Annotated in this window: 22 protein-coding genes; 13 read left to right on the forward strand and 9 right to left on the reverse strand. The window is 70.2% G+C overall.

Going from position 1 to position 23013, the window contains the following annotated elements; translation table 11 throughout:
* The first annotated feature begins 56 nt into the window (after positions 1–56).
* Genes ACWDAS_RS19605 through ACWDAS_RS19615 form a run of 3 tightly spaced genes read left to right on the forward strand, consistent with a single transcriptional unit; the run spans position 57 to position 3183 of the window.
* Positions 57–407: a hypothetical protein gene (locus ACWDAS_RS19605; protein WP_450392270.1), complete on the forward strand. Its 351-nt coding sequence runs from the start codon at positions 57–59 to the stop codon at positions 405–407.
* Between the two features lie 5 nt (positions 408–412).
* Positions 413–1363 (forward strand): M48 family metallopeptidase, encoded by a 951-nt coding sequence (locus ACWDAS_RS19610; RefSeq protein ID WP_450392273.1) that lies wholly within the window; start codon positions 413–415, stop codon positions 1361–1363.
* Between the two features lie 14 nt (positions 1364–1377).
* Positions 1378–3183 carry an NHL domain-containing thioredoxin family protein gene (locus tag ACWDAS_RS19615; protein WP_450392275.1) on the forward strand — a complete coding sequence of 602 codons (1806 nt, stop codon included), beginning with the start codon at positions 1378–1380 and terminating at the stop codon, positions 3181–3183.
* Between the two features lie 5 nt (positions 3184–3188).
* Here ACWDAS_RS19615 and ACWDAS_RS19620 read toward each other — a convergent pair whose 3' ends face one another.
* From ACWDAS_RS19620 to ACWDAS_RS19635, 4 genes are all read right to left on the reverse strand, one after another.
* A complete protein-coding gene (locus ACWDAS_RS19620; RefSeq protein ID WP_018559143.1) occupies positions 3189–3410 on the reverse strand; it encodes a hypothetical protein in 222 nt (73 codons plus the stop codon).
* A 133-nt stretch (positions 3411–3543) separates the two neighbouring features.
* Positions 3544–4833, reverse strand: a complete 1290-nt coding sequence (locus ACWDAS_RS19625) for a M18 family aminopeptidase (RefSeq protein ID WP_450392277.1) — start codon at positions 4831–4833, stop codon at positions 3544–3546.
* A gap of 95 nt (positions 4834–4928) precedes the next feature.
* A complete protein-coding gene (locus tag ACWDAS_RS19630) occupies positions 4929–6758 on the reverse strand; it encodes an acyl-CoA dehydrogenase (protein WP_450392280.1) in 1830 nt (609 codons plus the stop codon).
* Between the two features lie 110 nt (positions 6759–6868).
* Complete coding sequence (locus ACWDAS_RS19635; RefSeq protein WP_450392282.1) at positions 6869–7945, reverse strand: AI-2E family transporter; 1077 nt, start codon at positions 7943–7945, stop codon at positions 6869–6871.
* A 136-nt stretch (positions 7946–8081) separates the two neighbouring features.
* Here ACWDAS_RS19635 and metG point away from each other — a divergent pair, with 136 nt between their 5' ends.
* Together metG and ACWDAS_RS19645 are read left to right on the forward strand one after the other, a co-directional pair.
* Positions 8082–9809: a methionine--tRNA ligase gene (gene metG, locus ACWDAS_RS19640; protein ID WP_450392284.1), complete on the forward strand. Its 1728-nt coding sequence runs from the start codon at positions 8082–8084 to the stop codon at positions 9807–9809.
* A complete protein-coding gene (locus ACWDAS_RS19645) occupies positions 9809–10357 on the forward strand; it encodes a hypothetical protein (protein ID WP_450392287.1) in 549 nt (182 codons plus the stop codon). Before metG ends, ACWDAS_RS19645 begins: the two co-directional genes overlap by 1 nt.
* Positions 10358–10445: 88 nt before the next feature.
* Here ACWDAS_RS19645 and aspS read toward each other — a convergent pair whose 3' ends face one another.
* Complete coding sequence (gene aspS, locus ACWDAS_RS19650) at positions 10446–12215, reverse strand: aspartate--tRNA ligase (RefSeq protein ID WP_450392289.1); 1770 nt, start codon at positions 12213–12215, stop codon at positions 10446–10448.
* A 108-nt stretch (positions 12216–12323) separates the two neighbouring features.
* Here aspS and ACWDAS_RS19655 point away from each other — a divergent pair, with 108 nt between their 5' ends.
* From ACWDAS_RS19655 to ACWDAS_RS19670, 4 genes are all read left to right on the forward strand, one after another.
* Complete coding sequence (locus ACWDAS_RS19655) at positions 12324–14432, forward strand: ATP-binding SpoIIE family protein phosphatase (RefSeq protein WP_450392292.1); 2109 nt, start codon at positions 12324–12326, stop codon at positions 14430–14432.
* Positions 14433–14453: 21 nt separating this feature from the next.
* A complete protein-coding gene (locus ACWDAS_RS19660) occupies positions 14454–14897 on the forward strand; it encodes an SseB family protein (protein ID WP_450392295.1) in 444 nt (147 codons plus the stop codon).
* Between the two features lie 105 nt (positions 14898–15002).
* Positions 15003–15956 carry a pirin family protein gene (locus ACWDAS_RS19665; protein ID WP_450392296.1) on the forward strand — a complete coding sequence of 318 codons (954 nt, stop codon included), beginning with the start codon at positions 15003–15005 and terminating at the stop codon, positions 15954–15956.
* 233 nt (positions 15957–16189) lie between these two features.
* Positions 16190–16429: a DUF397 domain-containing protein gene (locus ACWDAS_RS19670; RefSeq protein WP_450392299.1), complete on the forward strand. Its 240-nt coding sequence runs from the start codon at positions 16190–16192 to the stop codon at positions 16427–16429.
* 22 nt (positions 16430–16451) lie between these two features.
* On the opposite strand, the gene ACWDAS_RS19675 is transcribed toward ACWDAS_RS19670, so the two are convergent.
* Positions 16452–16937, reverse strand: coding sequence for an ATP-binding protein (locus ACWDAS_RS19675; RefSeq protein ID WP_450392301.1), 486 nt, complete (start codon positions 16935–16937; stop codon positions 16452–16454).
* 223 nt (positions 16938–17160) lie between these two features.
* On the opposite strand from ACWDAS_RS19675, the gene ACWDAS_RS19680 reads away from it, so the two are divergent.
* From ACWDAS_RS19680 to ACWDAS_RS19690, 3 genes are all read left to right on the forward strand, one after another.
* On the forward strand, positions 17161–18000 hold the full coding sequence (locus ACWDAS_RS19680) for a helix-turn-helix domain-containing protein (RefSeq protein ID WP_450392303.1): 840 nt from the start codon (positions 17161–17163) through the stop codon (positions 17998–18000).
* Between the two features lie 74 nt (positions 18001–18074).
* On the forward strand, positions 18075–19532 hold the full coding sequence (locus tag ACWDAS_RS19685; RefSeq protein ID WP_450392306.1) for an aldehyde dehydrogenase family protein: 1458 nt from the start codon (positions 18075–18077) through the stop codon (positions 19530–19532).
* A gap of 95 nt (positions 19533–19627) precedes the next feature.
* Positions 19628–19975, forward strand: a complete 348-nt coding sequence (locus ACWDAS_RS19690; protein ID WP_450392309.1) for an STAS domain-containing protein — start codon at positions 19628–19630, stop codon at positions 19973–19975.
* Between the two features lie 24 nt (positions 19976–19999).
* On the opposite strand, the gene ACWDAS_RS19695 is transcribed toward ACWDAS_RS19690, so the two are convergent.
* On the reverse strand, positions 20000–20422 hold the full coding sequence (locus ACWDAS_RS19695) for a CBS domain-containing protein (RefSeq protein ID WP_450392312.1): 423 nt from the start codon (positions 20420–20422) through the stop codon (positions 20000–20002).
* A gap of 120 nt (positions 20423–20542) precedes the next feature.
* Here ACWDAS_RS19695 and ACWDAS_RS19700 point away from each other — a divergent pair, with 120 nt between their 5' ends.
* Complete coding sequence (locus ACWDAS_RS19700; RefSeq protein ID WP_450392314.1) at positions 20543–20812, forward strand: DUF1876 domain-containing protein; 270 nt, start codon at positions 20543–20545, stop codon at positions 20810–20812.
* A gap of 51 nt (positions 20813–20863) precedes the next feature.
* Here ACWDAS_RS19700 and ACWDAS_RS19705 read toward each other — a convergent pair whose 3' ends face one another.
* On the reverse strand, positions 20864–22048 hold the full coding sequence (locus ACWDAS_RS19705) for a magnesium and cobalt transport protein CorA (protein WP_450392317.1): 1185 nt from the start codon (positions 22046–22048) through the stop codon (positions 20864–20866).
* A 151-nt stretch (positions 22049–22199) separates the two neighbouring features.
* Positions 22200–22955, reverse strand: coding sequence for a TetR/AcrR family transcriptional regulator (locus tag ACWDAS_RS19710; protein WP_450392320.1), 756 nt, complete (start codon positions 22953–22955; stop codon positions 22200–22202).
* Positions 22956–23013 lie beyond the last annotated feature (58 nt).

Here is a 23013-nt window from a genome sequence, read left to right on the forward strand (position 1 = left end):
TGTGCCGCCTGTACCTGAACTGGCTTCCCACCGGACCGGACGGCACCCGTCAGGCGTTGATCAGCCGACGCGGCCACGAGGCCGGCACCCTGCGGGTCGATCCGGAGCCGGTCACCTCCCGGCTCGTGCAGACGGCGTGGCGGGCGGTGCGGGCCGGTGCGGAGCTCACCGGTCTGACCACGTCGGCCGATCCGACCGGACCACGCCGGTCGGCCCTGCTCAGACTTGCCCCGCCGCTCGATCCACGAGCGGGGATAACGGGCGAGTGGCACATCCTGCTGACGCCGGTCTGGCGTACGGCAGGCGGCACCACCATGGCGGTCGCCCAGTTGCCCGTGCCATGTCCTCAGTGCATCGAACCGCACGGCGGCGGGATCTGCGCGCTGCTGCCGTTGTCAGGAGGTTGAGAACTGTGACGATCGCATCCCCGCCTCGCGTGCGCTTCCCCGGGATCTCCTCCCAGGCGTATGAGCATCCGGCTGCTCAGGCCGCGCTCACCGCCGTACGCAAGGTCAAGGGTGCGGACGAGCTGCTCAAGAAGCTCGCCGCATCAAGCTGGGAGGCAGCCCTGCGGATGCACCACCTGGCTTCGGCCGTGAAAGTCGGCGAGCGCCAGTTCCGCCGGCTGCACCTGCTGATGGAGGACGCCGTTCGCACCCTGGACGTCGCCGACCCGCCGGAGCTGTACGTCAACCGCAGCGCGGGGTTCAACGCGCTCACCATCGGCTTCAACCGCCCGTTCATCGTGCTCGGCTGCGATCTGATCGACTCCATGGATGAGGAGGAGGTCCGTTTCGTCATCGGCCATGAGCTCGGCCACGCGATATCCGGCCACGCCCTGTACGAGAGCCTGGCGTGGATCCTCGCCAAGGCCGGCGTGAGCGGCCTGTCGAGCGTCCCTGGCGCGGCGCTGGTCGCCAAGGGCTTGGAACTGGGGCTCTATGACTGGGCGCGGAAGTCGGAACTGTCCGGCGACCGGGCGGGGCTCCTGGTCGGGCAGGACATCGAGGCGGCGGTACGGACCCTGATGAAGCTGGCCGGCGGCAGCCGGAGCGAGGACCTGAACCCGCAGGCGTTCCTGGAGCAGGCCACGGAGTTCGAGATCAACACCACCGGGGTGAAGCATCGCCTGATCAAGTGGCTGATGCCAACGACCACCCATCCACTGCTGGTGGTCCGGGCCGCTGAGTTGGACCGCTGGGTTCGCTGCGGCGACTACGGTCGTATCGTCCATGACGGCGACTATCCGCTGCGCGGTGAGACGACCACCCTCCCGGCGCAGGTTGTCCGCGGTTTCGACAACGCCCGGCGGACGTGGATGTTGAAGCGGGGGCAGGGTCAGGACCCCTCGGACCCGTCGTAGTGCATCCTTGAATCATGAACGACGCCGCTCCCGCCCCCCGCCGTGCCCGTGTCCGCGCCCCCGAGCTGGTCGGCAAGGGCGGCTGGATCAACACCGGGGGCAACGACCTCACCCTCGCCGACCTGCGGGGCAAGTGCGTCATCCTCGACTTCTGGACCTTCTGCTGCATCAACTGCCTGCACGTCCTCGACGAGCTGCGCGAGCTGGAGGACAAGCACCGCGACACCGTGGTGATCGTCGGCGTGCACTCGCCGAAGTTCGTGCACGAGGCGGAGCACCAGTCGGTCGTCGACGCCGTGGAGCGGTACGGGGTGCATCACCCGGTGCTGGACGATCCGGAGCTCGAGACGTGGAAGCAGTACGCCGTGCGGGCGTGGCCCACGCTGACCGTGATCGACCCGGAGGGGTACGTCGTGGCGCAGCACTCCGGGGAGGGGCATGCGCACGCGCTGGAGGTGCTCATCGCGGAGCTGGAGGAGGAGCACGCGGCGAAGGGGACGCTGCGGCGCGGGGACGGGCCGTATGTGCCGCCGGAGCCGGTGGCGACGGATCTGCGGTTCCCGGGGAAGGCGCTGCGGCTGGCGTCGGGGAATCTGCTGGTGTCGGACTCGACGCGGCACCAGCTCGTGGAGATGGAGCCGGACGGCGAGACCGTCGTGCGGCGGATCGGGGGTCCGGCGGACCTCAACGAACCGCAGGGGCTCGCGCTGCTGCCGGACGGCGCCGTGGTCGTCGCCGACACGGTGAACCACCGGCTGCGGATCCTCGACCCGGACAGCGGCGCCCTGGAGACGGTGGCCGGTACCGGGAAGCAGTGGTGGCAGGGCTCGGCGACCTCGGGCCCGGCCCTGGAGGTCGACCTGTCGTCGCCGTGGGACGTGGCGTGGTGGGACGGCAAGGTGTGGATCGCCATGGCGGGCGTCCACCAGCTGTGGACGTACGACCCGGCGGACGGGACGGTCGGCGTGGCGGCCGGGACGACCAATGAGGGGCTGGTCGACGGGCCCGCGGCGGAGGCGTGGTTCGCGCAGCCGTCCGGGCTGGCGGCGGCCGGTGACCGGCTGTGGGTCGCGGACTCCGAGACCAGCGCGCTGCGCTGGGTCGAGCGGGACGCGGACGGCGGAGGGTACGTGGTGCGCACCGCCGTCGGCACGGGGCTGTTCGACTTCGGGCACCGGGACGGTGCCGCGGACCAGGCGCTGCTGCAGCACCCCCTGGGGGTGACCGCGCTGCCCGACGGGTCGGTCGCGGTCAGCGACACGTACAACCAGGCGCTGCGCCGCTTCGACCCGGCGGCCGGCGAGGTCACCACGCTCGCCACGGATCTGCGGGAGCCGTCCGGCGCGGTGCTGGACGGCGAGGAGATCGTGGTGGTCGAATCCGCCCGCCACCGGCTCACCCGCCTGCGCCTGCCGGATGAGGCGGTGCGGGTCGAGGCCGCCGCGCACCGGACGCAGCGGCCCGCGACGGATGTGGCGCCGGGGCCGCTGCGGCTGGACGTGGTGTTCACCGCTCCGGCCGGTCAGAAGCTCGACGAGCGCTACGGCCCGTCGACGCGGCTGCTGGTCGGTGCGACGCCGCCGGAGCTGCTCCTTGAAGGGGCCGGCAAGGGTACGGACCTCTTCCGCGACGTCGTCCTGAACGGGGACGTCACCGAGGGGGTGCTGCACGTGTCCGCGATGGCCGCGTCGTGCGACGACGACCCGGACAACGAGTTCCCGGCCTGCCATGTGCACCAGCAGGACTGGGGCGTCCCCGTCCGGCTGTCGGCCGGCGGGGACTCCCGGCTCGCCCTGGTGCTCGCCGGAATGGACGCCTGACGCCCCTACACGTGCGGGTAGTTGCGGGCGCGTTCGTCCATCACCGGCATCGGCTCCACGACCCGGCGCTTCTTGAAGATGCTGATGTACGCGGCCAGGCCGATGACGCCGACCGCCATCATGATCAGGCCGACCAGGTCCAGGTTGACCCCGGCCATGTGCCAGTCGGTCGCGAAGGTGAGGATGGCCCCCACCGCGATCAGGCCGATGCAACCGCCGATGCCCATGATGTCCGCCTCCGAACTGGGTTGGGTCTACGGACTCGTAGAACCCGTGTACCCGGGGGCGGGCGTCTCATGACCGGTCCCGTCCGGTGAAGCCCGCTTTCAGGGAGCGGACTTCACCGGACGGAAGCGCGGATCAGCCCTCCAGGAACGCCTTCAGCGCGCTGGCCAGCAGATACGGGTCGTCGGCGCCGCACAGTTCGCGCGCGGAGTGCATCGACAGGATCGGCACGCCGATGTCCACGGTCGTGATGCCGTGCCGGGCGGCCGTGATGGGGCCGATGGTGGTGCCGCACGGCATGGCGTTGTTGGAGACGAAGGACTGCCAGGGCACGCCCGCCCGCTCGCAGGCGGCGGCGAAGATGCCGCGGCCGGTGCCGTCGGTGGAGTAGCGCTGGTTGACGTTGACCTTGAGGATCGGGCCGCCGTTGGGCATCGGGCGGTGCGTCGGGTCGTGCTTCTCCGTGTAGTTGGGGTGGACGGCGTGGCCGGTGTCGGCGGAGGCGCACACGGTGCCGGCGAAGGCGCGGGCGCGGTCCTCGTAGCTGCCGCCGCGGGCGAAGACGGTGCGCTCCAGGACGTTGCCGAGCAGCGGTCCGGCGGCGCCCGTGTCGGACTCGCTGCCGGTCTCCTCGTGGTCGAAGGCGGCCAGCACGGGGATGTACGGCAGCGGGGCGCCGGCGACCGCGGCCAGGGCGGCGGTGCCGGCGTGCACGGAGAGCAGGTTGTCGAGCCGGCCGGCGGCCAGGAACTCGCGGTCGCGCCCGAGGTAGGCCGGCGGCTGGACGTCGTGGGTCATCAGGTCCCAGCCGACGACGTCCGCGGCGGCCACACCGGTCTCCTCCGCGAGGAATGCCACCAGCGCGCCCTCGTCGACCTCGCCGAGGCCCCAGATCGGCTGCATGTGGCGCTGCTTGTCGAGCTTCAGGCCGCTCTCGTTGACGCCGCGGTCGAGGTGGACGGCGAGCTGCGGCACGCGCAGCAGCGGACGGTCGATGTGGACCAGCGTCGTCGTGCCGTCGCGCAGCACGAGCCGGCCGGACAGGCCCAGGTCGCGGTCGAGCCAGGTGTTGAGGAGGGCGCCGCCGTAGATCTCGACGGCGATCTGGCGCCACCCGAAGGAGCCGGAGTCGGGGCGCGGCTTGACGCGCAGGTTGGTGGAGTCGGTGTGCGCGCCCACGATCCGGAACGGGGTGGCGGGGCCCGCGCCCTCGGGCACGTACCAGGCGATGATCGCGCCGCCCCGCAGCACGTACTTGCCGCCCGCCTCGGCGCCCCAGGCCTCGGTCTCCGCCACCCGCTGGAATCCGGCCTTCTCCAGGCGCTCGGCGGCGCTCGCGACCGCGTGGTACTGGGACGGACTGGCGGTGAGGAAGGCGGCGAGGTCGTCGGTGTGGCCGCGGCCGAAGTGGGGCTGAGGGTTCATGCTTCAAGCATAAGGACGCGGGACGGCCCGCTCCTCGGCGGAGGAGCGGGCCGCCGTTGCCGTATCGGTCCCGGCCGGAACCGGTCAGGCGGAGGTCAGAACGCCTCTTCGGGCAGGTCCATGACGTCGAGGGAGACGCCGTCGGCAATGGCCCGGGCGACGGAGACCTGCGGCAGGATCTCGGCGGCGAAGTGCTTCGCGGCCGCGATTTTGCCGGTGTAGAAGGCGGTGTCCTTGGCGGAGGCGCCGTCGGCCAGCTTCTCGGCGGCGACGGAGGCGCCCTTGAGGAGCAGGTACGCGACGACGACGTCACCGGAGGCGAGCAGCAGGCGGGTGGTGTTCAGGCCCACCTTGTAGATGGACTTGACGTCCTTCTCGGTGGCGGCGAGGTCGGTCAGCATCTTGCCCACAATGGCCTCGAGGTCCACGGCGGCCTTGGCGAGCTGCTCGCGGGCGCCGGACAGCTCCTCGCCGCCGGTGGCCTCGGCGAGGAACTTCTTGATCTCCTCGGAGAGGGTGGTCAGCGCGGCGCCCTGGTTGCGGACGATCTTCCGGAAGAAGTAGTCCTGGCCCTGGATCGCGGTGGTGCCCTCGTAGAGGGTGTCGATCTTCGCGTCGCGGATGTACTGCTCGATCGGGTACTCCTGCAGGAAGCCGGAGCCGCCGAAGATCTGCAGGGACTGCGCGAGCTGCTCGTAGCCCTTCTCGGAGCCGTAGCCCTTGACGATGGGCAGGAGCAGGTCGTTCAGCGCCTCCAGGCTCTTGGCCTCCTCGCCCTCCGCCTCGGCGACGGCGATCGCGTCCTGCACGGAGGCGGTGTAGAGGACCAGGGCGCGCATGCCCTCGGCGTAGGCCTTCTGCGTCAGCAGGGAGCGGCGCACGTCGGGGTGGTGCGTGATGGTGACCTTGGGGGCGCTCTTGTCCATGAACTGCGCGAGGTCCGGGCCCTGCACGCGCTCCTTGGCGTACTCCAGCGCGTTGAGGTAGCCGGTGGAGAGGGTGGAGATCGCCTTCGTGCCGACCATCATGCGGGCGAACTCGATGATGCGGAACATCTGGCGGATGCCGTCGTGCTTGTCGCCGATCAGCCAGCCCTTGGCGGGGTGCTTGTCGCCGAACGTCATCTCGCAGGTGTTGGAGGCCTTCAGGCCCATCTTGTGCTCGACGTTCGTGGCGTAGACGCCGTTGCGCTCGCCCAGCTCGCCGGTCTCGAAGTCGAAGAGGTACTTCGGGACCAGGAAGAGGGACAGGCCCTTGGTGCCGGGGCCGTGGCCCTCGGGGCGGGCGAGGACGTAGTGGAGGATGTTCTCCTCCATGTCGTGCTCACCGGAAGTGATGAAGCGCTTGACGCCCTCGATGTGCCAGGAGCCGTCCTCCTGCTCGACGGCCTTGGCGCGGCCGGCGCCCACGTCCGAGCCGGCGTCCGGCTCGGTGAGGACCATGGTGGAGCCCCAGGTCTTCTCGACGGCGATCTCGGCGATCTTCTTCTGGACCTCGTTGCCCTCCTCGAAGAGGATGCGGGCGAAGGCCGGGCCGGAGGAGTACATCCATATCGCCGGGTTCGAGCCGAGGATCAGCTCCGCGTACGACCAGATCAGGGACGGCGGGGCGGTGGTGCCGCCGATGCCCTCGGGCAGGCCCAGGCGCCAGTACTCGGAGGCCATGAAGGCCTTGTAGCTCTTCTTGAAGGAGTCCGGCACCGGGGCGGTGTTGGTCGCCGGGTCGAAGACCGGCGGGTTGCGGTCGGCGTCCGCGAAGGAGTCGGCGAGCTCGTTCTCCGCGAGGCGCGCGATCTCACCCAGGATGTCCTTGGCGGTCTCGACGTCCATCTCGGCGAACGGGCCGGTCCCGTACAGCTTGTCGCGTCCGAGGACCTCGAAGAGGTTGAACTCGATGTCGCGAAGGTTTGACTTGTAGTGGCCCATGGCGACGGCTCCGTCGGGGTCGGTCGGACAGCGGGAAGGGTTCGCAGTCCTCGCAGCTTCATCACTTACCAGTCGGCAATGATGCTACCCGTCGGTAATAAAAACAACCCCTATCCGGCCGGATGTGACGCAGGCCCTTCGGCTTCCGGAGGAACACCCGGCTCCTGGTGCCGTAGTTCGTCCAGGGCCCCGAAGGCGGCGGCCGCGAGCGGCACCGCCAGCAGCATCCCGAGGATCCCCGCCAGGCTCGCCCCCGCGGTGATCGCCAGCAGCACCAGCGCTGGGTGCATGTGCACCGTGCGGCTCTGCACGATCGGCTGCAGCACGTGCCCCTCCAGCACCTGCACCGCCAGCACCACCCCCAGGGCCCACACGCCGATCACCCATCCCCGGTCCGCGAGCGCCACGAGCACCGCCACCGCGCCGGAGATGAAGGCCCCCAGGTACGGGATGTAGGCGCCGACGAAGACCAGCGCCGCCAGGCCCGCCGCCCCCGGCACCCGCAGGATCAGCAGGCCGATGCCGATGAGCGTGGCGTCGATCAGCGCGATCACGGTCGTGCCCCGCATGAAGCCCTGGACCGCCGCGAACGCACGGTGGGCGATCCGCTCCAGCAGGGGACCGGTGCCGTACGGGGCGGCCTCGCGCAGCAGTGCGGGGAAGCGGGCGCCGTCGCGCAGGAAGAAGAAGGTCAGCAGCAGTGCCAGCACGGCGGTCGCGATGAGCTGTCCCACGATGCTGATGCCGGACACCACCCCGGAGGCGGCGCGGGCGCCGTACTTGGTGGCGAAGGACTTGAGGCTGTCGATGGTGTCGTTCAGCGAGGTCCCCGACGCGCCCAGGCGCGGCAGCAGTTTCCTGGCCGCGTCCTTGAGCGAGGCCACGATCTCGTCCCCGGTCTCCAGCAGGCTGTGGACGACCACGAACCCCGCGCCCGCGACGAAGACCATCAGCGCCGCGCAGGTCAGCGCCGCGGCCGCCGACCGCTGCACCCTGACGGCCCGCAGCCGCCGGTAGAGAGGGCCCAGTAGGGCGCTGCCCAGCAGGGCCAGCAGCACGGGTGTCACCACCGCGGCGAAAGTGACGACGAGCCACACGGCGAGCGCCCCCACCCCGGCCACCAGCAGCACGACGGCGCACCACGCGGCCGTCCGTCGCGCGGAGGCCGGCAGAAGGGGAGCGTCCACCCGTCCAGCGGATCATGCCCCCACTCGTGTCCGCATGCCGGAAAAGGCGAACGGGTGGACCTTCACGGTCGGATACGATATTGACGGTCCGTAGAGGAAATCCTCACCCACAGTAGCGACTTGGGAGCAGCCGGCAATGGCTCGACACCTCATCACCAGCGCCCTTCCGTACATCAACGGGATCAAGCACCTGGGCAACATGGTGGGGTCCATGCTCCCGGCCGACGTCTACTCCCGTTATCTGCGCCAGCGCGGCCACGAGGTCCTCTACATCTGCGCCACCGACGAGCACGGCACGCCCGCCGAGCTCGCCGCGCAGGAGGCCGGCCTGCCGGTCGACGAGTTCTGTGCCCAGCAGCACGACGCGCAGAAGGCGATCTACGACGGCTTCGCGCTCTCCTTCGACTACTTCGGCCGCAGCTCCTCGCAGCAGAACCGGGAGATCACCCAGGCCGTCGCGCGCGAGCTGAAGGAGAACGGCTTCATCGAGGAGCGCGCCATCCGCCAGGTCTACTCCCTGGACGACGAGCGCTTCCTGCCCGACCGCTACATCGTCGGCACCTGCCCGCACTGCGGCTACGACAAGGCCCGCGGCGACCAGTGCGAGAACTGCACCCGCGTCCTGGACCCGACCGACCTGATCGACCCTCGCTCCGCCATCAGCGGCAGCAGCCGGCTGGAGGTCCGGGAGACCAAGCACCTCTTCCTCCTCCAGTCCAAGCTCTCCCACGAGGTCGAGGCCTGGGTCGACGAGCACGGCAAGGACTGGCCGACCCTCGCGTCCTCCATCGCCCGCAAGTGGCTGACCGAGGGCCTGCAGGACCGCGCGATCACCCGCGACCTCGACTGGGGCGTGCCCGTCCCGGCCGACACCTGGCCGGACCTGGCGGCCGAGGGCAAGGTCTTCTACGTCTGGTTCGACGCGCCGATCGAGTACATCGGCGCCACCAAGGAGTGGTCCGACGCCGCGTCCGAGGGCGAGAGCCGCGACTGGCGCTCCTGGTGGTACGACGTCGACACCGAGGTCCGCTACACCGAGTTCATGGCCAAGGACAACGTCCCCTTCCACACCGTGATGTTCCCGGCCACCCTGCTGGGCACCCGCGACAAGTGGAAGAAGGTCGACTACGTCAAGGCCTTCAACTGGCTGAACTACTACGGCGGCAAGTTCTCCACCTCGCAGCGGCGCGGCATCTTCACCGACGCCGCCCTGGAGATCCTGCCCGCCGACTACTGGCGCTACTTCCTGATCGCGAACGCGCCCGAGTCGGACGACACCTCCTTCACCTGGGAGCACTTCGCGGCCTCGGTCAACAAGGACCTCGCCGACACCCTCGGCAACTTCGTCAACCGCGTGCTGTCCTTCTCCCGCAAGCGCTTCGGCGACGAGGTCCCGGCCGGCAAGGAGGCGGGAGAGGCCGAGCGGCGCCTCGGCGAGCAGATCGCGGAGCTCCTCGCCGAGTACGAGCGCCACATGGAGGACCTGCAGTTCCGCAAGGCCGCGCAGGCGCTGCGCGCCCTGTGGAGCGCGGGCAACTCCTACCTGGAGGAGAAGGCCCCCTGGCTGGAGATCAAGACGGACGCCGACGGTGCCGCCCTGACGCTGCGCACCGCGATGAACCTCATCCACCTGTACGCGGTCGTCTCCGAGCCCTTCATCCCCGCCACGGCCGCCGCCATGCGCGGTGCCTTCGCCCTGACGGACGACACCGCGGTCTGGGTCACCCCCGAGGAGGCCCGCGCGCTGGCCGCCGTCCCGGCGGGCACGGCCTTCACCGTCCCGCCGGTGCTCTTCGCGAAGATCACCGAGGAGGACCTGGAGTCCTACCGCGAGCGCTTCGGCGGAGAGCCCGAGGCGGCCTGATGCCCACCACGGCCAGGGACAGGTCCCCGCTGCTGCTGATCCTGGCGGTGGGTTTGACCCTGGTGCTGGTGGTGGCGGGTGTGATCCTCGCGGTGTCCCTGACCGGCTCCGGCGACCGCCGCTCCGGCGCGGCACCGGAAGCGGGCGGCGCCTGCCGGGGCAGCAACGTCACGCTGGCGAAGGCGGCCGGCCGCTTCGGACTGCAGGTGCCCCGTGACGCGAAGGACGTGCGTTATCTGGCGCAGACCGGTGGGCTCTCCGGTGCGTACGAGCTGGAACTGAGCTTCCGTACCACCGACGCCGGCCTGAAGCGCTTCCTGACCGACGCCGGCCTTCCGGCGCTCGGCTCCGATGTGCAGGCCCTGCGCGTGGGGGTGCCGCCCGCCGACCCGTGCCGGCGCGCCGCCGGGGGCCTCGCGCACGCCCGGTACACCGGGGACCACGTCCCGGCCGGCGGATCCGGCCAGGCTGCCTACAGCCGGGGCGTCGCCGTGGACGACAGCGACCCGGCCCACCCCGTGGTCGCCCTCGTCGCCCTGGACGGCTGAGCGGCCCGGTCCCGGCGGGAACCACAGACGCAGATGGGCCCGGAACCGTGCGGTTCCGGGCCCATCGGCGTGCTTGTGCCCCGGGGCGTCAGGCCTTCTTCTCCGGCGGCAGCCGCAGCGCGAGGTGCAGCTCCTTCAGCCGGGCCTCGTCGACGGTGCTCGGAGCGCCCATCAGGAGGTCCTGGGCGTTCTGGTTGAGCGGGAAGGCGATGGTCTCGCGGATGTTGGGCTCGTCCGCGAGCAGCATGACCATCCGGTCGACGCCCGGGGCGATGCCGCCGTGCGGCGGGGCGCCGAAGTGGAAGGCGCGGAGCATGCCGCCGAACTCGTGCTCGACGGTCTCGCGGCTGTAGCCGGCGATCTCGAAGGCCTTGTACATGATCTCGGGCTCGTGGTTCCGGATCGCGCCCGAGGACAGTTCGACGCCGTTGCAGACGATGTCGTACTGCCAGGCCAGGATGTCCAGCGGGTCCTTGGTCTGCAGCGCCTCCAGGCCGCCCTGCGGCATGGAGAAGGGGTTGTGCGAGAAGTCGATCTGACCGGTGTCCTCGTTCTTCTCGAACAGCGGGAAGTCGACGATCCAGCAGAAGCGGAAGACGTCCTCCTCGAACTGGCCGGCCCGCTTCGCGGCCTCGACCCGGACGGCGCCCATGATCTTGGAGACCTCGTCGAACTCGCCCGCGCCGAAGAAGATGGCGTGGCCGGGCTTGGCGTCGACCGCGGTGAGCAGTGCCTTGACGTCGTCCTCGGTGAGGAACTTGGCGATCGGTCCGGTGAGCGTCAGATCGTCGCCGACGCGCACCCAGGCCAGGCCCTTGGCGCCCTGCTCGACGGCGTAGTCGCCGAGGTTGTCGAAGAACTTGCGCGGCTGGTCGGCGGTGTCCGGCACCGGCAGGGCGCGGACGTGCTTGCCGGCGAAGGCCTTGAAGCCCGAGGTGGCGAAGATGTCGGAGACGTCGACCAGTTCCAGCTTGGCGCGCAGGTCCGGCTTGTCGTTGCCGTACTTGACGAACGCCTCACGGAAGGGGATCCGGGGGAAGGGCGAGGTGACGTGGCGCCCGTTGCCGAACTCCTCGAAGAGGTCGGTCATGACCTTCTCGATGACCGCGAAGACGTCCTCCTGCTCGACGAAGCTCATCTCGATGTCGAGCTGGTAGAACTCGCCGGGCGAGCGGTCGGCGCGGCTGTCCTCGTCGCGGAAGCAGGGCGCGATCTGGAAGTAGCGGTCGAAGCCCGCGATCATCAGCAGCTGCTTGAACTGCTGCGGGGCCTGCGGCAGCGCATAGAACGTTCCGGGGTGCACGCGGGAGGGCACCAGGAAGTCGCGGGCGCCCTCGGGCGAGGTCGCGGACAGGATCGGGGTGGCGAGCTCGTTGAAGCCGAGCGCCGTCATCTCACGCCGCAGGAAGCTGATGACCTGGGTGCGCAGCATGATGTTGCGGTGCATGCGCGCGCGGCGCAGGTCGAGGAACCGGTGCGTGAGCCGGGCCTCCTCGTTCGCGTTGTCCTCCGGGAAGACCGGGAAGGGCAGTGTGTCTGCGGCGCCGAGCACCTCCAGCTCGAAGACCTCGACCTCGATCGCGCCGGTGGGCAGATCGGGGTTGACGTTCTCCGCCGAACGGGCGACGACGCGTCCGTCGACGCGGAGCACCGACTCCTTGGACTGGTGGCTCAGCGCCTCGTACGCGGGCGAGCCCGGGCGGGCGACGAGCTGGACCACTCCGTAGTGGTCCCGGAGATCGACGAACAGGATGCCGCCCAGATCCCGGCGATTGTGCAGCCAACCACTCAGGCGCACTTCCGCGTCTACGTCGGTGGCGCGCAGCTCACCGCAGGTGTGGGACCGGTACCGATGCATCGTTCATCCAAGTCGTCTGATTTCGGGGATGAGGCCTCCCCAGTCTACGGGGGCAGGTGCGCCCGACCCCATTCGTATGAAAGCGACGAAAAACCATAAACTATGCGAATGCGCATCGAGGACGTGCTGGCCTCGCTCGGCACGGGCGTCTGGCGCTGGAACAGCGCCACCGACATGGTGGAGCTCGACGCGGTGAGCGCCGGGCTGATAGGGCTTTCACCGCAGGAGCAGAAGGTGCATTCCGGGGTGACCCGGGCCTGCTACCACGCCTCCGACTACGTGGACATGGCGGCGGCGGTCGCCCTGGCGATAGCCGAGGGCACCGCGTCGGAGTCTGCGCTGCGCGTGGTCAGGGAGGACGGCCGGGTCGTCCGCACGGTGGTGATGCGCACCTTCGGGCTCCCCTCCCCGGGCGGCTGGCCCGAGGAGATCGTCGGCACGCTGCAGGAGGCCCCCGCGGTGCCCGGTGTCCCCGGCGCGGGCACCGGGACCCGTCCGTCCGCGGCGGCCCCGGCCGCCCCCGCGGACTGGCGGCGGGCCCGTGAGGCCTTCCTGCTGGACGCGGGCAGGGCGCTGGCGGAGGCCGACAGTACCGAGGAGGTGCTGCGGGTGGCCGCCCACCTGTCCATGCCGGGCTTCTCCCCCGACGGCCTGGCCGTCTTCGGCGTCCAGGGCGACCGGCTCTGCGTCATCGGGCACCACGGGCAGCAGCCGGGCGACGAGACGCCCTTTGTGGACATGCCGCTGGCCACGGAGTATCCGGCGGCGGTCGTGGTGCGCACCGGCCGGGCGGTCTACCTGCCGAGCCCGCAGGCGTACGAGGACCGCTTCCCGGCGACCTGGCCGCTGGTGCGGGGCTTCGGCCGGCGGTCCTGGGCCTATCTGCCGCTGGTCGTCGCCGGCCGTACGATCGGCGCCTGGATGGCCGGTTTCCGCGAACCCGTCGCCTTCACCCCGGACGAGCGCTCGGTACTGACCACCGTCGCCCGGATGCTGGCCCAGGCGCTGTCCCGGGCGCATCTGCACGAGTCCGAACGGGAGCTCTCCGACGGGCTGCAGCGCGCCATGCTGCCGGGGCGGCGGCCGCACGTCGAGGGGCTGACGCTGACCGCCCGCTACGTGCCGACCGGCGGCGGGCTGCAGGTGGGCGGCGACTGGTACGACGTGATCGACCTGCCCTCGGGGCGCACCGCCCTGGTCGTCGGCGATGTGCAGGGCCACGACGTCCGCGCGGCGGGGGTGATGGGCCAGCTGCGCATCGCGCTGCGCGCGTACGCCGACGAGGGCCACCGCCCGGACGCGGTGATGTCGCGGACCTCCCGTTTCCTGGCCGGGCTCAGTCACTGTTCCGGCGACGGCGAGGACGCCCGCTTCGCCACCTGCCTCTACATCGAGGCCGATCCGGCGAACGGCACCCTGGACGTGGTGCGGGCCGGGCACCTGGACCCCGTGGTGCGGCTCGCCGACGGCACGACGATCATCCGGCGCACGGCCGGCGGCCTCCCGCTGGGCATCACCCCCGACTCCGACTACCCCACCACACGGCTCGCCCTGGAGCCCGGCGAGACGATGCTGATCTGCACCGACGGGCTGATCGAGACCGGCGGGCACGACCTGGTGACCGGGTGGAAGCGGCTGCGCTCGGTGCTGGAGACCTCGGCCGACGACGGGCTGGAGGCGCTGGCGGACGCGCTGGTCGAGGCGGTGCACGGCCCGGCCTCGCACCACATGACCGGCCCGCTGGCCGACCGCCGGGAGGACGACATCGCCCTGCTGCTGGTGCGCCGCGATCCGGTCGGCACGGTCGGCGAGGTGCCGGTGCGGCGCAGCGTGCTCACCGTCGCCCAGACCGACCCCCGGCAGATCCGGGCCGCCCGGGAGGAGGTTCGCGCGCTGCTGCACGACTGGACGTCCGCGGACCAGATCGACGCGGCCGTGCTGCTGGTCTCGGAGCTGGTCACCAACGTGCTGCTGCACACCGACGAGGACGCGGTGCTCGGTGCGCAGCTGCTCGGCGTGCCGGGCGTCCGGCGGCTGCGCATCGACGTGACCGACCGCGGCGACGACATGCCGCACCGCCGCTCCCCGGGCGAGATGGCCGCCTCCGGGCGCGGGCTGCTGCTCCTGCAGGAGATGGCCGACGCCTGGGGCGTGGATCCGCAGGGCGACGGCAAGGCGATCTGGTTCGAGCTCCACGAGGTTCCCACGGCGGGCTAGCGGCCCGATACTCTTTGTGCCGTGTACGGCTACGACCAGAACGCGATGGCAGGGGCCGCGCCGCCGATGGGCGGGGCGCAAATGGGTGCGGGCTACCCCGAGCCCTCGCCGCCCTCGCTGGCCGACGCGGTACGCGCCTTCACGACGGGCTCGATGTCGGCCGAGGACTTCCAGGCGGTCTTCGCCACCTCCAAGGTGTACTGCCCGCGCGGTGACAATCCCGGCTTCCTGGCACTGCACGACACGCAGCAGCCGGTGATCCCCATGTTCTCCTCTCTGAAGCAGCTGCGCCGGTACGCCGGCAAGGAGTCCAAGTACTTCGTGATCACGGGCGCCGAGGTGCTGGACCTGCTGCCGACCGGCTACGGCTTCGTGCTGGACATGGAGGGCGAGCACCGGATGGTGTTCGACGCCAAGGCGGTCGAGCAGATGGTGGAGTTCACCATGCGGCGGATGTACGGCTGATCCGGCCCTCTCCCCACGTAAACCGGACAAAGGCCGGGGAACGGTTGCGGGAAGTTCAGGGTTCAACTATGTTGAACATTGAACTATCCGAGGAGGATCCTGGCCATGCCTGCAGTGACCGTCGAGAACCCGTTGACCCTGCCGCGCGTCCATGCCCCCGCCGGCGCGGTGCAGCGTCGTGCGCTGCAGGTGACCACCGCTCCGAGCGGCTTCGAGGGGGAGGGCTTCCCCGTCCGCCGCGCCTTCGCGGGCATCGACTACAAGAACCTCGACCCGTTCATCATGATGGACCAGATGGGCGAGGTGGAGTACGCGCCCGGCGAGCCCAAGGGCACGCCCTGGCACCCGCACCGCGGCTTCGAGACCGTCACCTACATCATGGACGGCGCCTTCATCCACCAGGACTCGCACGGTGGCGGCGGCACCATCACCGACGGCGACACGCAGTGGATGACGGCCGGCAGCGGCCTGCTCCACATCGAGACCCCGCCCGAGTCGCTGGTGATGAGCGGCGGTCTCTTCCACGGTCTGCAGCTGTGGGTGAACCTGCCCGCCAAGGACAAGATGATCGCGCCGAAGTACCAGGACATCCGCGGCGGCAACGTCAAGCTGCTGGCGTCCGAGGACGGCGGCGCGCTGATCCGGATCATCGCCGGCGAGATCGACGGTCAGCAGGGGCCGGGCGCCACGCACACCCCGATCACCATGCTGCACGTCTCGGTTAACCCCGGTGCCGAGCTCACACTGCCCTGGCGTTCGGACTTCAACGCCCTGGCGTACGGCCTGTCCGGCCGCGGTACGGCGGGCCCCGAGGGCCGGCCCTTCCGCATGGGGCAGGCGGTGGTCTTCGGGCGCGGCGATTCGCTCACGATCCGCGCCGACGAGACCCAGGAATCCCGCAGCCCGAACTTCGAGGTCGTCCTTCTGGGCGGGCAGCCGATTCGTGAGCCGATGATGCAGTACGGCCCGTTCGTCATGAACACCCACGCAGAACTCGCTCAGGCCTTCGAGGACTTCCAGGCCGGCCGGCTCGGCACCATCCCCGCCGGTCAGGAGTGACGACGGCGGCCCCAGGGACCTCCGGCATTAAACGGCCCCGCCCGGGAATCCGATTCCCGGGCGGGGCCGTCGCATGTGGTGGGAGCAATTCCGTGGGGCGGTTCGTTGGGCTGTTCATTGGTCGCTGCATTGACCCTGAGTGACTGCACGTGCACTTGCACGTGCAGATGCACGTGTCATCGTCTCTGGCTATCATCTCCCCTGTCCTGCAAGGCACTTATCTGGAGAGAAGCATGCGCCACACGTACAACGGCATGGCCGCGTCCGATCTCCTCGGAGTGGCGTGGCAGAAGAGCCGGCACAGCAATGCCAACGGTCAGTGCGTGGAGCTGGCGGCGCTGCCGGGCGGGGGCATCGCCGTGCGCAATTCACGTTTTCCGGACGGACCGGTGCTCATATATACGAAGGAAGAGATTGAATCCCTCATCGTGGGGATGAAGAACGGGGAGTTCGATCACTTCGTGGCGAACTGATCCCGATCCCCGCCGCGGCGGGTCAATGTGACGGCTCGTCGCTTCCCGGGGGCATCCGGAAGAGGGCCCAGACGACTTTCCCCGTACCGGTCAGGGGATGCCAGCCCCAGGTCTCGCTGAAGGACTCCACCAGATGCAGTCCGCGCCCTGATTCGGCCACGAAATCCGGGGCCTTGGTGACGGGGCCGTTGCTGCTGGGGTCGCGCACCGCGCACACTACGCGCGTTGACCATCTGACCAGACTGAGCCGTACGCACCCGTGGGCCGCGTCGTCGGGGAGTGCGTAGCGCAGGGCGTTGGTCACCAATTCCGAGGCGACCAGTTCGACGCCGTCCCGGAGTGCTTCCAGGTCCCAGGCGTGGAGCGTCGTGCGCGCGAATCTGCGTGCGTCACCGACTGCCTCGTACCGGGGCGGCAGCGGGCAGGATGTGGCGCTCGATGACGAAAGGCGCTCCGGAACCAGCCCATTCCATAAGGGCTGCACCCCGGCCGAGCTCTCAGTCCACATGCGCACCACCCGGTATCGGCACGTACGTCATCGTCCCGTACGGCCGGTGGCCGATGCAAGGGGCGGATGCACGTGCATTTGCATGCCACGGGGCAGTTGGTGCGGAAGTGGCGATCGAGAGTGACCGATCGAGTACTGAACGCAGTGCGAAGATGGCAGACTGCTGGATGCCACGGGGAGAAGGTAGGCGCAAATGACCACAGTTCAGTCAGGAAGCGGATCCATGGTGCGCCGCATCCTCCTGGGCTCGCAGCTGCGCAGGCTGCGCGAAGCCAAGGGCATCACCCGTGAGGCCGCGGGCTATTCGATTCGCGCGTCCGAATCGAAGATCAGCCGAATGGAGCTCGGGCGTGTGAGCTTCAAGGAGCGCGACGTGGCGGACCTGCTCACCCTCTACGGCATCACGGACGACGCCGAACGCTCGGCGCTGCTCGGCCTGGTGCGCGAGGCGAACGTCGCCGGCTGGTGGCACGGCTTCGGCGACGTCCTGCCGGCGTGGTTCCAGACGTACGTGGGCCTGGAGGAGTCCGCCTCGGTCATCCGCACCTTCGAGACCCAGTTCGTGCACGGACTGCTGCAGGCCGACGACTACAGCCGCGCCGTCATCGAGCTGGGCCACCCGGACGCCCCGGCGGACGAGGTGGAGCGCCGGCTGGACCTCCGGCACAAGCGGCAGAAGCTGCTCACCTCGGAGCGCGCCCCGCAGATCGTTGCCGTGATGGACGAGGCCGTGGTGCTGCGCAGGTTCGGCGGCCGCGACGTGATGCGCGCCCAGATCGAGCATCTGGTCGAGGTCTCGCAGCAGCCGAATGTCACGGTGCAGCTGCTGCCGCTGGAGTTCACGGGGTATTCCGCGGGCGCCAGCGGCACCTTCACGCAGCTGAGCTTTCCGGAATCCGATGTCTCGGACGTCGTGTACGTGGAACAGCTCACCGGTGCCATGTACATCGACAAACGCGACGAAGTGGACCAGTACCGGGTCGTCATGGCGAAACTGCGTGCGGACAGCCTCTCGCCGGAAGCCACGAGGGACCGGCTGAACGTCATTCTCCGCGACACCTGATCGCCCCTGGCCGTAACATGACATCGCATCAAGTCGGCTTTACTGCGGGGGACTTCGCGAAAGGGACGACCCAGGTGTCTCACTTCTCCGAATTGTCGTTCCAGTACATAGACGGTGAGTGGCGGCCCGGCAACGGTTCGTGGGATGTCGTCGACTTCAATCCCTTCACCGGAGAGAAGATCGCCGCCGTGACCGCCGCGACGGTCGAGGAGGTCGACCTCGCCTACCGCGCTGCCGAGCGCGCACAGGGGCCCTGGGGCGCGGTGAGCCCGTATGCGAGACGGAAGGTGCTGGAGCACGCGCTGCGCGTCGTGGAGCAGGACGAGCAGCGGATCGCCGAGTCCATGGTCACCGAGACGGGCGCCACCGCCGCCGCCGCGGCCTTCGAGATCACGCTCGCCAAGGAGACCCTGCGGGCGGCCGCGGAGATCGCGCTGCGGGTCGAGGGGCGCATCCTGCCGTCGCCGGTCCCGGGCAAGGAGAACCGGCTCCACCGGCTGCCGGTCGGTGTCGTCGGGGTCATCAGCCCCTTCGACTCCCCCTTCTTCCTGGCCCTGAAGTGCGTCGCCCCCGCCCTCGCGCTCGGCAACGGCGTGGTCCTCAAACCGCACGAGAACACCCCGGTGACCGGCGGCACCCTGATCGCCCGGATCTTCGAGAAGGCCGGACTGCCGGCCGGCCTGCTGAACGTCCTGGTCACCGACATAGCGGAGATCGGCGACGCCTTCATCGAGCACCCGGTGCCCCGGGTCATCACCTTCACCGGCTCCGGCAAGGTCGGCCGCCACGTCGCCTCGGTGGCGGCGGGCAACCTCAAGCGCACGGTCCTGGAACTCGGCGGCAACAGCGCCCTGGTGGTGCTGGAGGACGCCGACCTCGACCGGGCGGTGGACGCCGCCGTGTACAGCCGCTTCGCCGGCCAGGGGCAGGTGTGCATGGCGGCCAACAGGGTGCTGGTGGACCGCCGCGTGGAGGCGGAGTTCACCGAGCGCTTCCTGGCCGCGGTGTGCGCCCTCACCGTCGGCGACCCGGCCGACCCCGGCACAGGCATCGGCCCGCTGATCGACCAGCAGCAGGTGGACGGACTGACCGCCGCCGTCGACCAGGCCCTCGCCGCCGGCGCCACCGCGCTGCTGCGCGGTCCCTCCGAGGGCACATTGATGTGGCCCACCGTCCTGACCGGCATTCCCGACGACGCGCCGATCCTGCGCCGTGAGCTGTTCGGCCCCGTGGTGCTCCTCGTGCCCTTCGACGGCGAGGACGAGGCCGTGCGGATCGCCAACGACACCCCGTTCGGGCTGAGCGGGGCGGTCCACACCGCCGATGTGGAGCGCGGGGTGCGGGTCGCCCAGCGGATCGACGCGGGCATGGTCCACGTCAACGACAGCACGATCCAGGACGAGCCGCTGATCTCCTTCGGGGGCGAGAAGCAGTCCGGTGTGGGGCGGCTCAACGGCGAGTCGGCGCTGGAGGTCTTCACCACGACCAAGTGGATCTCCATCCAGCACGATCGGCGCCGCTTCCCCCTCTGAGCACGGGTTTGCGGATTTTCAGAGATCTCACTGGATCGAGTGAAGTGGACCTTGACGTATTGGTCGGCTCATCGGCTCGGTGATCTCATGCTGCGGTGAGCCCGTACCTGCGCACCTACGAGAGCAACGGGTGCGTCGTGGTGGAACTCAGCGGGGAGATCGACATCGTGGCGGCGATGGTGATCACCCCGCCGCTCGACGCGCTCACCCGCGCCCCGGGCCCGGGTCTCGTCGTCGACCTGGGCCCCGTCGACTTCATCGACTGTTCGGGACTGGCCACCCTGTGCCGGGTGCGGAGCCGGGTCCACGGCCACGGCGGACAGGTGCAGTTCGTCTGCGACCGTCCGCCGACCCTCAGGGTCCTGCGGGCCGCCGGGCTGATGAACGCCTTCCGGCCGGTCCCGAGCGTGGACGAGGCGCTCACCCGGATCGGGCGGCCGTGACCGCCCCGTCCACACGGCGGCGGATCAGTCCGAGCAGATGGCCGAGACGAACTCGGCGACCCGTTCACGCGGCAGGTGGCGTGCCACATCGGCCTCGCTGATCATGCCGATGAGCCGGTGGGCCGGATGGTCGATCACCGGCAGCCGGCGCACCCGGTACTCCTCCATCAGTTCCAGCACCCGGTCGACCTGCTCGTCCCCCTCGATGATCTGCGGCCGGCCCATGGCCAGCTCGCCGCAGGAGACCTCGGACGGGTCGCGTCCCTCCGCTACGCACTTCAGCACGATGTCGCGGTCGGTGACGATGCCGACCAGCACGTCGTCGTCCCCGCAGATCGGCAGCGCGCCGATGTCCTGTTCGCGCATGATCCGGGCTGCGTCGGTGAGGTTCTCCCGCTCGCCGACACACATGGCGCCGGGGTGCATGATGTCCAGTGCGGTGGTCATGACGGCGCCTCCTTGTGGCGTGGACCGATTCTTCTTCCGTCCATCGTCACCCTGGTGGAGTAGTTCCGCGATAGGGAGCACGCTGGAAGGAGACACCGGGACCGCTGGAGGTGTTCCGTCATGCAGACCCTCGTCGGATGGCACATCGAGATGGACTTCCGGGAGGAGGGCGCCAAGACGCGGGCCGCCGCGCTGCTCCGCCTTCCGGACGGCACGGAGGTCAGGTCGCACGGCCATGCCAACCGGCACCCCTCCGACCCCGAGCAGGAGCGGGTCGGCGAGGAACTCGCGGCGGCCAGGGCGCTGAACGACCTCGCCCGTCAGCTCCTCGGTAAGGCGGCGCACGAGATCGAGGAAGTCACGCACGTGCCCGCGCACCCCAGGATCTGACCGCCGCCGGGGGCCGTCCGCCGCGGCGGACGGCCCCTCACGGGCGGCTCCTCACAGCCAGCCGCGCCGTTTGAAGACCAGGTAGAGGCTGATGCAGACCACGCCCATCAGCAGGATCGCGAAGGGGTACCCGAGCAGCCAGTGCAACTCGGGCATGTGGTCGAAGTTCATGCCGTAGATCGTGCCGACGAGCGTGGGCGCGAAGAGGATGGCGGCCCAGGCGGAGATCTTCTTGATCTCCTCGTTCTGCTCGAAGCCCGCCTCCGCCAGCGCGCGCATCTCGGCGTTCTGCTGCTGCGCGACGAGGGTCGCGTTGAGGGTGAGCAGATCGCCGAGCGCCTGCCGGAAGCCGTCCACGCGCTCGATGGTGTGCGTGACGTGGTCGGCGACGTCGCGCAGGTAGCGCTGCAGTTCCTCGCCCGTCCCGTACTTCTCGAAGCCGGCCTGCAGGCCCTCCAGCATGGGGGTGAGCGGGCGGGTGGCGCGCTGGAACTCCAGCACCTCCTGCGAGAGCTCGTAGATCCGGCGGGAGACCTGCGGGTCGCCGCCGAAGACCTGGATCTCGCTCTCCTCCATGTCCTTCTCGACCCCCGCGACGACCGGCGCGTAGCCGTCGACGACCGTGTCGAGTATCGCGTAGAGCACCGCCTCGGGGCCGAGCGTCAGCAGCTCGGGGTTGCTCTCCATGCGGCGGCGCACGGAGGACAGGTCGGGCGCCGCGCCGTGGCGGACGGTCAGGACGAAGCCGGGCCCGACGAAGATGTGCAGCTCGGCGAAGTCGACCTCCTCCGGCGCGTCGAGGTAGCGGGCGGCGCGGAGTACGACGAAGAGGGTGTCGCCGTAGCGCTCCAGCTTGGGGCGCTGGTGGGCCTGGATGGCGTCCTCCACGGCCAGCGGGTGCAGGTCGAACTCCTTCGCCAGGGAGACCAGCTCGGCCTCGCTCGGCCGGTAGAGCCCGATCCACGCCATCGCGCCGGGCTCGGCGCGCAGCTGCGCGTACGCCTCCGCGAGCGAGACGGGCGTCGAGATGCGGCGGCCGTCGCGGTACAGGGCGGCGTCCATGACGCTGCTCACGGTCACGGCGGCGGTGTCCGCGATCCGCGGCTCCAGGGGGACGCGTTGCTCCCCGGCGAGCGGCGCGACGGACGGCGCCGGGCGGCCGGACCTCGCCGTCCTGGCCTTCTCCTTCGCCGAGTTCCTCAGTGCGCGCAGAGCTCGCAGTCGACGCCCGGCCACCGGCAGCACCCCCTCTTTCGGGCCTTCCGAGCAGCGTAGCCCGAGCGTGCCGGGGAACGGACGCACCGCACCAGCTCCCGGGCCCCGGAATGCGGGCCCCGTGCCCGCGGGTTGCGCGACCGCGGTCCCGGCGCCGGCCGCCGGGTCGATCTCAGGCGTCCGGGCCGGGGCCGCCTTCCGCGCGGCCGCCGGACCCGTACGCGTCCAGGATCCGGCCGATCGCGCGTTCGAAGTAGGCGTCCATGTCCACGGCCGGGCCCGCGTGCGCCAGCGCCGCGGCCACGCGCGGGTACCCGCCGCCGCCGATCCGCTCCGTCAGGTAGGCCATGCGCGCCGCCTGCTCCTCCAGCGGCGTCCACGGGAGGGCGCGGCTGCGTTCCTCCATGGCCACTTCGTTGCTCACGTACGTCATGACCGCGCCGTGGACCATTGCGAGCAGTTCCATCTTCGTGGCGTCGTCCTCGTCCAGACCCTCCAGGGCGGCGAGGCAGTGCTCCAGGTAGCGCAGCCCGTTGGGGCTGAAGCCGTGGACGGAGGTGTAGAGCCGCGGCACCCACGGATGGCGGCGCAGCAGGTCGCGACTGGCGCGGGCCAGCGCCATCAGGTCGGCGCGCCAGTCGCCGGAGGGGTGCTCGGGCAGCTCGTACTCGCCGGTGACGGCGTCGACCATCAGCTCGTGCAGATCCTCCTTGCGCGGCACGTAGTTGTAGAGCGACATCGTGCCCGCGCCGATCTCGGCCGCCACGCGCCGCATCGAGACGGCGTCGATGCCGTCGGTGTCGGCGATCCGCACCGCGGCGGCGGCGATCTCCGCGCGGGTGTGCGCGGGGCGAGGGCCTCTGGCCGCCCGTTCCGGACGGTTCCAGATCACCTCGGGGGCGGCGGGTCGCCCGGTGCTGGCTGGCATCGATCATCACCTCGTCCACCATCGTAGTTACGTACGGCGTACGTAGTGGGGTATGGTG

Source organism: Streptomyces sp. NPDC001070, from assembly GCF_053598835.1.